Origin of the sequence: Imperialibacter roseus, from assembly GCF_032999765.1 — a bacterium.
Taxonomy (GTDB): domain Bacteria; phylum Bacteroidota; class Bacteroidia; order Cytophagales; family Cyclobacteriaceae; genus Imperialibacter; species Imperialibacter roseus.
Genome location: NZ_CP136051.1, coordinates 5,950,792 through 5,963,053 on the forward strand (window position 1 = coordinate 5,950,792; position 12,262 = coordinate 5,963,053).

General features: G+C 46.0%; 7 protein-coding genes and 1 riboswitch. All 7 genes read left to right on the forward strand.

Annotation, left to right across the window (positions count from 1 at the left end; translation table 11 throughout):
• Positions 1–106: 106 nt before the first annotated feature.
• A riboswitch (SAM riboswitch) is annotated at positions 107–215 on the reverse strand.
• Positions 216–423: 208 nt separating this feature from the next.
• The 7 genes from tpiA (at position 424) to RT717_RS25040 (ending at position 12,254) form a co-directional block, all read left to right on the forward strand.
• Positions 424–1,188: a triose-phosphate isomerase gene (gene tpiA / locus RT717_RS25010; protein ID WP_152001294.1), complete on the forward strand. Its 765-nt coding sequence runs from the start codon at positions 424–426 to the stop codon at positions 1,186–1,188.
• Entirely contained in the window at positions 1,189–1,533 is a 345-nt protein-coding gene (locus RT717_RS25015) for a DUF6150 family protein (protein WP_317489065.1), read from the forward strand.
• A gap of 29 nt (positions 1,534–1,562) precedes the next feature.
• Positions 1,563–2,402: a 50S ribosomal protein L11 methyltransferase gene (gene prmA, locus RT717_RS25020; RefSeq protein WP_317489066.1), complete on the forward strand. Its 840-nt coding sequence runs from the start codon at positions 1,563–1,565 to the stop codon at positions 2,400–2,402.
• A 74-nt stretch (positions 2,403–2,476) separates the two neighbouring features.
• Complete coding sequence (locus RT717_RS25025; RefSeq protein WP_317489067.1) at positions 2,477–7,231, forward strand: hypothetical protein; 4,755 nt, start codon at positions 2,477–2,479, stop codon at positions 7,229–7,231.
• Positions 7,232–7,454: 223 nt separating this feature from the next.
• Positions 7,455–8,837 carry a dipeptidase gene (locus RT717_RS25030; protein WP_317489068.1) on the forward strand — a complete coding sequence of 461 codons (1,383 nt, stop codon included), beginning with the start codon at positions 7,455–7,457 and terminating at the stop codon, positions 8,835–8,837.
• 84 nt (positions 8,838–8,921) lie between these two features.
• Complete coding sequence (locus RT717_RS25035; protein WP_317489069.1) at positions 8,922–10,949, forward strand: protein-disulfide reductase DsbD family protein; 2,028 nt, start codon at positions 8,922–8,924, stop codon at positions 10,947–10,949.
• Between the two features lie 9 nt (positions 10,950–10,958).
• Complete coding sequence (locus RT717_RS25040; RefSeq protein WP_317489070.1) at positions 10,959–12,254, forward strand: peptidoglycan DD-metalloendopeptidase family protein; 1,296 nt, start codon at positions 10,959–10,961, stop codon at positions 12,252–12,254.
• Positions 12,255–12,262: the final 8 nt, after the last annotated feature.

The following is a 12,262-nucleotide window of genomic DNA, read 5'->3' on the forward strand; positions in this document are numbered from 1 at the left end:
CCCTGATTGAAAAATTTAATACATGAAATGTGTGAGCCGATGACCGGCCGTGCGATGAGATAGCGACTGTCGCTAGAAGAGATTCCTGATTTTTCATTTTGCTCTCAATTTATATTCTCCGCCAACCGGCGGATCAGGATTTAGCACCTTACCACCTTGAGTGGCCGGTTGCTAGCGCTTCATAGAGCCTGTCTCTCCACGCTTCTTTATAAATCAATTGCTAAGAATTGACTTGAAGGCACAAACGTAGATATGCCGAATTATGTTTCCAAACATTTTGTAGAAAATTTCCTGAGCGCCGATTTTGGAGGTATTGTCTCGAAAATGAAGCATTTTATTTTGTGCTCTCCTGACAATTAACTCAAATGCGGCCTTCTAAATATTCATATTCAGCTATATTTGGGCCCGATTAAAATGAAAATCATGAGAAAGAAGATTGTAGCAGGAAACTGGAAAATGAATAAGAACCTGGAAGAAGGACATCAGCTAACTTCCGAGGTGGTTAACATGGTGAAGGATGAAGTGACCAGCGACGTGCAGGTGGTTTTATGTACCCCTTTTGTTCATTTAAACTCTATCAGCAAACTTTTGGCAGGAAGTAAAAACGTAATGCTTGGTGCCCAAAACTGTAGCGAACATGCGTCAGGTGCTTACACAGGCGAAACGTCTGTTTCGATGCTCAAGTCTGTCGGCACTCAGTTTGTCATCATAGGCCACAGCGAGCGAAGAGAATACTTTGGAGAAACAGATGCTCTTTTTGCAAAAAAGGTTGATGCGGTGCTTGCAGCTGGCATGACTCCTATTTACTGCTGCGGAGAGAAGCTGGAAGTGCGTGAAGCCAACGATCATATTAAATTGGTAACTGCGCAGGTATCAGAAGCGCTTTTTCATCTTTCAGCAGATGCTCTTCAAAAAGTAGTGATTGCCTATGAGCCTGTTTGGGCTATCGGAACCGGTAAAACAGCCTCCTCTGCACAAGCGCAGGAAATGCATGCTGAAATCAGGGCTCACCTGGCTGGAAAATATGGCAAGAATGTTGCCGAAGAGATTACTATACAATACGGCGGCAGTGTGAAGCCGGACAATGCAGTCGAGATTTTTGCCCAGCCCGACGTGGATGGCGGACTGATCGGTGGCGCTTCTCTGAAGTCACGTGACTTTGTCGACATTGTAAAAGCAATGAAGTAAATGAACATTTTCGTTTTCCTCGGTTTAATTAGTCTAAGCCTTTCTTCCGTTGACGAACCAATGGTTGCTGCAGATCAGGATTTCTGTGGTGTTTATGGTGCCATATACGTGGAAACAGACAGAAGAAGGGCTGACTACCTGGTTTTTGAAGATGAAAACGAAGCTTTTGCCGACATGTTGATTTTCAAGGAGAGCAGCAGGGTTTTTGCTGACAGGCAGGGGATTTGGTACTTCACCAAAAACCGGGGCCTGGCCGACTTCACGATATATTATGTCAAAGAAAAAGGCCAGCAACACTTTTCTGTTAATTTCACTGATACCGAGTCATTTGCCGGCTGCAGATAGGCAGTTAACCACCCTAATCCAGGTCAACTATGGACTTTATCGAATTGCAAATTAAGACCTCCAGGGATCTTGCAGATATCCTCATAGCCGAGCTGGGAGAAATTGGCTTTGACACCTTTGAGGAAACTGACGAGGGGTTTAATGCCTATATTTTGGAAGGGAGCTTCAAAGAGGCTGATGTCAAAGAAATTATTCAGAAGTATTCTTTCCTTGGCATCGCCAGCTACGAAACTGTAAAGATTCCAAAGGAAAATTGGAACCAAAGCTGGGAAACAAACTACCACCCCATCGAAATCCCAAGTCGCTGCAGGGTCAGGGCTTCTTTTCATAAACCCGACCCATCTTTTCCGTTGGAAATCGTTATCAACCCAAAAATGTCGTTCGGCACAGGGCACCATTCCACCACCTATCTCATGATGGAGTTGCTTCTTGATAGCGACCTAAAGGGAAAGTCGGTGTTTGATTTTGGTACTGGCACCGGCATATTGGCCATTTTAGCGGCCAAACTCGGTGCTGCGCACATCGACGCCAGCGACATCGACGAATGGTGTATAGAAAACGGCATGGAAAACATCGCTATTAACGATTGCAGTAATATCAAAATCCAGCTAGGCACTGTAAAGGAAGTAAAAAAGAACCCTTCTTACGACCTGGCCATCGCCAATATCAATCGAAATGTGTTGCTGGAAGAAATGTCAGACTATGCCGCTGTGCTTCCGGAAGGCAGCAAGCTGTACCTAAGCGGCTTCTACGAAACTGACCTACCAGTAATTGAGGAAAAAGCCTCGTCACTTGGCCTCAGCAAGACCACCCATAGGGTGCGAGAGAAGTGGGTGGCTGCTGCTTTCGAAAAAAAGGCGGTTGAATAGATAGTAACAGGCCCTCATTTTTCGTTACCTTTGAAGTTATGCAGGTGTTTTTAAGGGAACGGTTATCTCTAAAAATGAGATTCTTAGCAATATTGCTATTGCTGTCCTCACATCTATGGGCTCAACAGTTTACCTTTTCCACTGACCCTAACACATTCGGGCAAGATTTATCAAACGGTATAAGACAGATTGACAATGAAGGTGCGGCCAAGATCGCCGCTGACTTTGTCACCGTGTGGAATTCGGGTCAGATCAATGCCGACCAGAAGAAAATTATTATTGATATCGCCGTCAAAATGCGGGATCGGAGAATGCGCACCTACCCATATTTCGAGTTCTTCGGTGCCTACATAGCCTACGCCATTCAAAAGGAAAATATCAGCTCCACCGAGCTCACAAATCTTCTCAAGATCAACAATCAGGTAGTCGACACCTATCGCAACAAGGAGTACAGCGAGTTTTTGCTCATGCTCAATCAATTTTTTGCCCGAAGGGCTTTGTACTACACCAAATACTTCAAACTATATGCCGAGGGAGGCACTTATGGCTTTGAATTGGACGAGGCAGAGCCGGCCTATGTATTGCCTGCTGAGGAGCCCCCGATCGAAGAGGAAATCCCGGCAGATAGCGGCTGGGGAACGTCCGACAGCAGCAACGATGGTTGGGGCACACCCTCTAATAGCGGATGGGGCAATGACTCAGGATGGGGCAACGACCCGGTAGCCGAGCCTGAGCCGGTTGCTGATGCTTTTGTGGCAGAGGTAGTTAGTCAAGCACTACTTCCCGAAGTGAGTGGGCCTGTGATAAAACTCAACAATGTGAATTTCAGGTTAGTAACACCCTATGACTCCGTCGGCATCCAAAACACGTCGGGCTCGGTTGTCATCCACGACAAAGTGTTTGTGGGCACCGGGGGTAAATTTAACTGGCCCGGCGAAGCAAATGGTGCGGAAGCCGCCTCAGTTACCTTTACTGATTACAGCTTTGAAATCACGAAACCAAGAATAAGTGCGGAGAAGGTCAGCCTCAGCTTCCCTGCCTGGTTTGATGGAGAAGCAGAGGGAATTTTCGACTTCAAGAGCTATCAGAGGACAGACAAAGAGGAGCTGTATTTTCCCCAATTTACCTCCTACTATAACGACATCACTTTAAAGCTTAAAGCACCAAATGCTACGTATACTGGAGGATTTTCCATCATAGGAAACAAATTTTACGGCACGTCCGCCCTTAAGCGACAGTCCGTGCTCAATATCAGAGACGACTTCGGTCGTTCTTTCACAGCAAGGGGCGTCAAGTACGCCTTCGAGGACTCCCTGATAACGTCGGACAGGGCAATGGTCACCATTTACCACAACGGTGATTCGATCTTCCACCCTCAGAATAAACTGGTTTTTGACGAGGGCAAAAACCTGCTCACCTTATACAGAGACCAGAATAAATTCAAAGGCACACCCTATTCGTCATCGTTTTTCCTGATGGACTTCAGTGCTGATAAAATCAGTTGGGATTTGAAGACCGACAGCCTCGATATCTCTATTATGAATGCCCGAAACCGTATTCCTGCGGTTTTCGAGTCTCAAGACTATTTTAGTGAAAAGCGGTTCTCAATGTACCCGGGTTTGTTTGGTTATCACCCCATCATGGCTGTGGTTCGGTATGCAAGGAATTCAGGAGCAAGTGAGTTTTACCTCCGCGACATGACAACTGCCTATAAGCTCGACTACAACCAGGCGCTGGCAGCAATGAATTTCCTTTACCAAAATGGCTTCATCAATTTCCAGCCTGAAACAGGCTTCATAAAGGTGAAGGACAAATCTTTTCACTATATTCTATCTAATCAGAATAAGAAAGACTACGATAATCTAATCGTGCCTTCTCTTACTGAGCGGTATCCGAACGGCACCCTCAACTTTGGCACCAAAGAGCTCACGGTTAGAGGTGTAGACAGGGTGTATATCACTACTGACCTGAAGGTTTACATGGAGCCAGACAGTGGCGTGGTAAAAATTCTCGAGGGTAGAGATTTGTTATTTAATGGAATGGTGAATGCCGGAGATTTCGTTTACAAAGGAAAGGACTTTCAGTTTCAGTATGCCGACAACCTCTTCGCCATGCCGACTATTGACTCTATCAGGATTCAGATTCCGGTGCCTGACTCACTCAAGGTTGAAGGCGGTGAAGAAAAGACAGCCTTGCACAACCATCTCGAACTCACCTCCGGAACCCTCTTTGTAGAAAGCCCCGATAACAAGTCAGGAAAAAAGCAAAACCTCCAGTATCCTTACTTTACTTCCGATTCCGAAGCCGTTGTTTTCTTCGACTCTAAGGAGATTCTTAAAGGGGCTTATAACAAGACAGTCAGGTTTGTGATACCGCCATTCGAAATAGACAGCTCCAACAGAAGTGATGGAGCAAGTATAAGTTTTGAGGGCACCTTCTATGCAGGAGACATATTGGAGCCGTTTGAGGAGAAGCTTGTTATTCAACCTGATAAGTCGCTGGGCTTTGAGCATAAAATACCTGAGAGCGGTTACAAGCTGTATGGGGGCACCGGAACACTCTACAACAACCTAAGCCTGAGCTACCAGGGCTTGAGGTCAAATGGAAAGATTGACTACTTAACGACCACCGTATACTCCAACGACTTTATTTTCTACTTAGATTCTACTTCAGCCATCGCTCAAAATGGCGAAATCAGACCGGGCAACTTAGGGTCGGCCTCCTTCCCACAAGGTATAATGGGAGCCCTGAGAATGAAATGGCTGCCCAAAAAAGACAGCATGTTTCTCAAAAACATCGGTGACCCCATTGAGCTGTACAATGGCACGGCCAAGCTTCAGGGGGCTGCGAACATTACTGCCAAAGGGGCCTTTGGGCTTGGTACGCTGGAGACACGAGGATCGAGGGTAAAGTCGAAGCAGTTTAGTTTTTCGGAAACAAAATTCAGCGCCCGCCACGGAGCGTTTGAAATTTTGACTGACAACCCTGAGAAACCAGCCATGGCTGGCGAGGACATTGCGTTGAATTTTGACCTTGCAGCAAATGTGGCAGACGTTCACCCTGAAAAGGCTGGTGTGGCGGCTATTGGCTTCCCTTATGCACAAATGAAAACGTCAATTACCAACGCTATTTGGAACCTAAACGACCAAAAGATTACGATGAGCAAGCCGGCTAATGTTGCCATCGAAGACTCCTACTTCTACTCAACCCGACCAGATCTGGATTCGCTGGCGTTTAACGCAACAGCGGGTATTTACGACATCAACCGCTACGAGTTGAACCTGCAAGGCATTCCGTACATCACAGTGGCGGATGCGGAAATCACGCCGGAAAACGAAGAGATTACGATCCTTGAGAACTCAACACTGCAGGAGCTTAAAAATGCTATTGTCAGGATTGACACTGCCAATCGTTACCATACCCTGACCAACGGACTCATCACCATTGTCGACAGAAATAAATTCACTGGCAGCGCTCTGTATCAGCTCGTCAATGCGGCGCAGGACACTTTTACGATCAAGTTCAATCAATTTGAGCTTCAGAATGTGCCCATAGCCAAGAACAGGTTCAAGACGATGACGGTGTCGGAAGGCGAAGTGCTGGAAGACCAGGATTTTGTGATGTCGCCAGGGTTCCTGTACAAAGGTCGGGCTAAAATGTATGCAGACAGGAGGGCGCTTGAGCTGATTGGCGGGGTGAAGCTCGACTGGAAAAAAGAAAGGGACTCTCAGTGGATCAGCTATACTAACAAAACTGAAAATCCTGAAGTGCTTGTTAACTTTGATGCCTCGACGGCTGAAGCGGGCCAAAAGCTAGTCGCCGGTCTACACTACGATTCATTTGATGACATTATATACCTGACCTACATTAACGACAAAAACGACCCGGCGGACTTTGACCTTTTCACGCCTCATGGCATCCTTTCTTATAATCTCGAAGGCGATTTCTACAAAATAGAGGACAAAGCCAAGTCAGACGGGAATTCCTACGCTGGTAGCACGTTCATTTACTCCGAAAGCACCAACAGCGTGATCTTTGAAGGCCCCGTAACCTTTATAAAGAACAGCCCGGATTTTACATTAAAGGCATCTGCAAAAGGTATTGGCCGACTCGACTCCTCTTACTTTAAAATGACGGCTTTTTTAACGGCCGATTTCAAAATTAGCCCTGCCGCAACCGACATAATGACAAAGGATCTGGTTGACATTATTGAGCGCCTCGGGGCTCCACAAGCCAATAGCATACAGGGTGACTTGGTTTATCTCCTCGCCAATCTCACCAGTGATCAAATTGCCAAGAGCTATGAAAACAACTCTTTGAAAAATTACGTGCCATTGGTGTCTATTTCACCAGAGCTTCAAAAAGCGCTGTCTCTCTCGGAGGTAAACTTGCAGTGGAATGCTACTCACAAGGCCTGGTACAACGATGGCAAGATTGGCATTTCAAACATTTTCAGAAATGACATAAACGCAGTAGCTGACGGCTTTGTTGAAATCAAGAGAGATCCCCTCGGAGACATTGTAAATATTTTCATCATGTTTTCAGAGGCCACGTGGTATCACTTCAGGTTCGACCAAAACAGGCTCCTGATTCTCTCTTCCAACCAGCCGTTTAATGAGGCCATAAGAGGTTCATCCACATTAGAAAAAGCTGGGCTTGGTGCTTTTGCTCTTGGGCTTGGAGAAGAGGCTGAAACGATGACTTTCATCAACAACTTTCGCAAAAACTATTACAACATTGACAAGCCGTTCAAGTTACAGTTCGCTACTGACCCTGCCTTTGGGAAGGACAGCTTCGATACGATAGAAAAAGACAAGGACGGCTTCTAGTACCTACAACTGTCAAGATAAGCAAGCCTATTCCTAAAGTTCGATCTGGTTGCAACGTCTTTTCCACGCCACCATTGACAAATGCCATTGATACATAGCAGATTTGCCTTTGCAGCGTCTTGGTAATATTCCTTACTTTTACCCGATGAAACCACGGGTGCTTCTTTCCGAAGAAATACAGGATAGCATCCAGGAAAACATTAGCCTGATAAATTAAAATTTCATGAGTGTAAAAACCAAGATTCCGTACATCGAGCAAAACCAACAACGGTTTTTAGATGAGCTTTTTGAGCTGTTGAGAATTCCATCGGTGAGTGCCGACAAGAAGTTCAGGGATGATGTAAAAAAAGCGGCGGAGTTTATAAAAGCAAAACTAGTTGAAGCCGGTGTCGATAAAGCTGAAATCTGCCGTACCGCTGGTCATCCCATTGTTTATGGAGAAAAAATAATTGACCCCGCACTTCCAACTGTTCTTGTATACGGGCACTACGATGTGCAGCCTGCCGATCCGTACGAGCTTTGGGAAACACCTCCGTTTGAACCTACTATCAGAAACGAGAAAATCTATGCCAGGGGATCTGCCGACGACAAAGGCCAAATGTACATGCACATTAAGGCCTTTGAAACAATGATGCAGACCAACTCACTCACCTGCAATGTAAAGTTCATGATCGAAGGTGAGGAAGAGGTGGGCTCCAACAATCTGGGCATTTTCACTGAAGCCAACAAAGAGAAGCTGAAGGCCGACATGATCATGATTTCTGACACAGGCATCATCAGCAACGAACATCCCTCGATCACGGTGGGCTTGCGTGGGCTCACCTACGTGGAGGTAGAAGTGACAGGGCCCAACAGAGACCTTCATTCCGGCATGTACGGTGGCGCTGTAGAAAACCCCATCAATGTGCTCTGTGAGATGATTCATAAAATGAAGGATGAAAATGGTCACATCACTATTCCTGGGTTTTACGACAAAGTCGTCGAACTGTCAAATGCAGACCGGGAGGCAATGGCGAAGCAGCCCTTTTCTCTGGAGAAATATAAAAAAGACCTCGACATAGCCGATGTATTTGGAGAAAAAGGCTTTTCCACGATAGAAAGGACAGGGATTCGGCCGACCTTCGACGTCAACGGCATTTGGGGTGGATACATTGGTGAGGGTGCCAAAACGGTGCTCCCCTCCAAAGCCTACGCCAAAATAAGCATGAGACTGGTGCCAAATCAGAACTCTGATGAAATCACAAAAATGTTTACCGACTATTTTCTGAGCGTGGCCCCTAAAACAGTTAAGGTCAAAGTAACGCCCCATCATGGCGGCGAACCTGCGATGGTATCTACCAAATCCACGGCCTACCAGGCTGCGGCATTGGCGGTGGAAGAAGCCTGGGGAAAAGCCCCGATACCCACCAGGGAAGGGGGGAGCATCCCGATCGTGGCACTGTTTCAAAAAGTATTAGGCCTCGACTCTTTGCTAATGGGTTTCGGGCTTGATGAAGACGCCATCCATTCTCCCAATGAGAGTTATGGCATATTTAACTACATCAAAGGAATTGAAACCATCACGCTATTTTATAAACACTTTGCCACTTTGAGCAAAGCGAAATAAAAACAAGCATACAAACTCTCTGCGAAGGGAATACGTTAAGGAGTCAAATTTGGCCCTTTCTCTTTCCAGAAAAAGAAGAAACTGATGAAAAAAATACTACTAGGTCTGTTTGGAGTTTTTACCATTTTTGTTTCCCATGGGCAGGTGCAAAGACCAATATCATGGACTTACGAATTAAGTAAAAAAGACCCCAAAGTAGGCGATACCCTTAGCCTCGTTTTCAAAGCTAAAATAGATAACACCTGGTATCTGTATTCGTCAGATTTTGACCCTGATCTGGGCCCTATTGTGGCAGAGTTTGACTTCGTGGGCGATCCTTCTTACGAAGCAATTGATAGCATAAGACCTATTGGCGCAAAAAGAAAATACGACGACCTGTGGGAAGGGGAATACACCTATTTTAGAGAGCATGCTGAATTTCGTCAGACCATTCTCGTCAATAGCCTGCCGGTTAACCTTTCAGGCAGCTTTTTCTATCAGGTTTGCACCGATGTAGATGGCAAGTGCATCAACTTAGATGAAGACTTCACATACGCCACCTTCTCTGGTGATTCTAAGAAAAGCGCTGTTGAAGTAAAAAAAGGATCAAATGATACCGAAACGGCTGTCCTGAACAAAAGAGATTCCACAGATGCCTATTCGCTCTGGGGTTTTATGGTAGTTGCCTTTTTAGCCGGACTGGCGGCGCTGCTTACGCCCTGTGTGTTTCCAATGATTCCCATGACCGTCACCTTTTTCACTGGAAAAGGTGATAAGAAAAGTGGTAAGGGAATGGCCTTGTTTTATGGCTTCAGTATCGTGCTTATTTATACCCTTATTGGATCGCTGGTTGCGCCGTTTATGGGGCCGGAAATTGCTAATGACCTGGCCACCGGCTGGGTGCCCAATGTCATTTTCTTTTTGGTCTTCATTGTTTTTGCCCTGTCCTTTCTCGGGCTTTTTGAAATCACCCTGCCGCATAAGTGGGTCAATGCCATGGATCGAAACGCCGACAAGGGCGGTATGATTGGCGTGTTTTTCATGGCCTTTACGCTGGTGTTGGTTTCTTTCTCCTGCACCGGCCCCATAGTCGGAAGTATCCTTGTCGAGTCTGCCGGAGGAATGATCTTGAAACCGATTTTGGGTATGGCGGCGTTTTCAATGGCTTTTGCAGTGCCATTTACGTTGTTTGCCTTTTTCCCGAACTGGCTGAGCACATTGCCAAAGTCCGGCGGGTGGCTCAATTCCGTTAAAGTGGTGCTGGGTTTTCTGGAACTCGCTTTGGCATTCAAATTTTTGAGCATTGCCGACCAGGCCTATCACTGGAATATCCTCGACAGAGAAATCTACCTGGCTATCTGGATTGTGGTGTTTACCTTATTGGGTTTTTATCTGCTAGGCAAAATACAGCTGCCTGGCGACAGCAAAATGGAGAAACTGCCGGTGCCAAGGCTAATTCTCGCAGTAATCACTTTTACATTCGTAGTGTATATGATCCCAGGGATGTTCGGTGCCCCCCTGAAAGCCCTTGCCGGATATTTACCTCCGCAATCCACGATGGATTTTGACTTACCTGGCATTGTTCGTCAGCAGGGAGCTTCTTCCAATTCAGGCACAGCATCCAACAGCATCTGCGAACCGCCAAAATACGCCGACATGCTTCACTTCCCTCATGGTCTCACTGGCTATTTCGACTATGACCAGGCCATTGCCTGCGCACGTGAACAACAGAAGCCGCTTTTTATTGATTTTACCGGACATGGCTGCGTGAACTGCAGGGAAATGGAGGCAAGGGTGTGGTCGGATCCCAAGGTGCTCGAAAGGCTTAGAAATGACTTTGTATTAGTGGCGCTTTACGTAGACGAAAAGACCGAGCTGCCCGAATCACAGTGGTATGAGTCGGAATATGATGGGAAAGTCAAAAAAACTATCGGGAAGCAAAATGCTGACCTACAAATCACCAGGTTTAACAACAATGCGCAACCTTTTTACGTGATTTTGGATCCAAATGAGAACCTTTTGACCGATCCGAAGGCCTATGACCTCAATATTGCTAACTTTGTAACGTTTCTGGATGAGGCGAGTTCTTCTATGAAGAAGAACAAACCCTTTTTTTCGACCATAAATCCCTGATTCGACTTGATGAAGAAATACGTTCTGGCAGGAACCATCTTAGTAATTATCTCTTGTTTATTTTTCCTCGCATATAAACACCAGCAAGCTACCTACCAACCCGAGTATACCGGCGAAACCGAATTGGTGACAGTAGACACAGTTACCACCGTCTACGAACCCGAAAGACTTTACGGTTTTAATTTGGATTCTTTTAACGTTCATGAAGACATTGTTAAAAGAAATCAAACACTGTCAGATATTCTCAAGACCTATAATATTGATCCCGCCAAAATTTATGAGGTGGCCACTAGCTCAAGAAAAGTCTTCGATGTAAGAAAAATTGGCTACAGAAAAAACTACACCGTTTTCACCACAAAAGACTCAGCGGCTAGCGTAGTAGCCATGGCTTACGAGCCGGACAAAACTGAATTTGTGGTCTTCCACATGTCCGACTCCGTTTATACAGAACGAGTGCAAAAGGAAAAAGTGCTTCAGGTTCGGGCTATTGCCGCTAAAATCGAGTCTTCACTTTATGAAACGCTCATCAACGCCAATGTTTCCCCCATGCTGGTTTCGAAGCTGGTTGATATGTACGCCTGGCAAATCGATTTTTTTCATATCGATGCCAACGATTACTTCAAAGTCATATTTGAAGAAGAGGTAATCGACGGAGAGGTGGTAAACATCCCAAGGGTAGTGGGAGCTTATTTCTATCACGCTGGCCGTGATTTTTACTCGGTTTACTACAATCAGGGAGACGGGCTGGATTACTTCGATGAGGAGGGAAATAGTCTCCGAAAAGCTTTTCTTAAAGCCCCGGTTAATTTTAGTCGGATAAGCTCCCGATATTCTGGTAGGCGCTTTCATCCCGTGCTGAAAAGGTACAGGTCTCACCTTGGAACAGACTACGTAGCACAAAAAGGCACACCGATTTATACCGTTGGAGACGGTGTCGTTACTGAGGCCACCTACAATTCAGGAAACGGGAACTATGTGAAAATACGGCACAACGCTACTTATACAACCCAGTACCTGCACATGAGCAAAATAGCCAGCGGCATGCGGCCTGGCAAGGCTGTTAAGCAGGGGGAGGTTATTGGTTACGTAGGAAGCACCGGTCTGGCTACGGGGCCTCATGTCTGCTTCCGGTTCTGGCGCAATGGCGTTCAGGTAGACCCTTTCTCAGTAGAAATTCCACCTTCTCAGCCGATTGCTGACGCACACAAAGAGGCCTATTTCAAAGAAAGGGACAAAATCCTTTCGGCTATAGACACCATCACTTTCCTAACCGAAAAGCCGGTTCTTAATGCTTCTGTAGATTGACGCACTCT

Bases quoted from the DNA above. Each gene is read 5' to 3' on its own strand.
- tpiA (WP_152001294.1), top strand. From the start codon at position 424: ATGAGAAAGAAGATTGTAGCAGGAAACTGGAAAATGAATAAGAACCTG.
- RT717_RS25015 (WP_317489065.1), top strand. From the start codon at position 1,189: ATGAACATTTTCGTTTTCCTCGGTTTAATTAGTCTAAGCCTTTCTTCC.
- prmA (WP_317489066.1), top strand. From the start codon at position 1,563: ATGGACTTTATCGAATTGCAAATTAAGACCTCCAGGGATCTTGCAGAT.
- RT717_RS25025 (WP_317489067.1), top strand. From the start codon at position 2,477: ATGAGATTCTTAGCAATATTGCTATTGCTGTCCTCACATCTATGGGCT.
- RT717_RS25030 (WP_317489068.1), top strand. From the start codon at position 7,455: ATGAGTGTAAAAACCAAGATTCCGTACATCGAGCAAAACCAACAACGG.
- RT717_RS25035 (WP_317489069.1), top strand. From the start codon at position 8,922: ATGAAAAAAATACTACTAGGTCTGTTTGGAGTTTTTACCATTTTTGTT.
- RT717_RS25040 (WP_317489070.1), top strand. From the start codon at position 10,959: ATGAAGAAATACGTTCTGGCAGGAACCATCTTAGTAATTATCTCTTGT.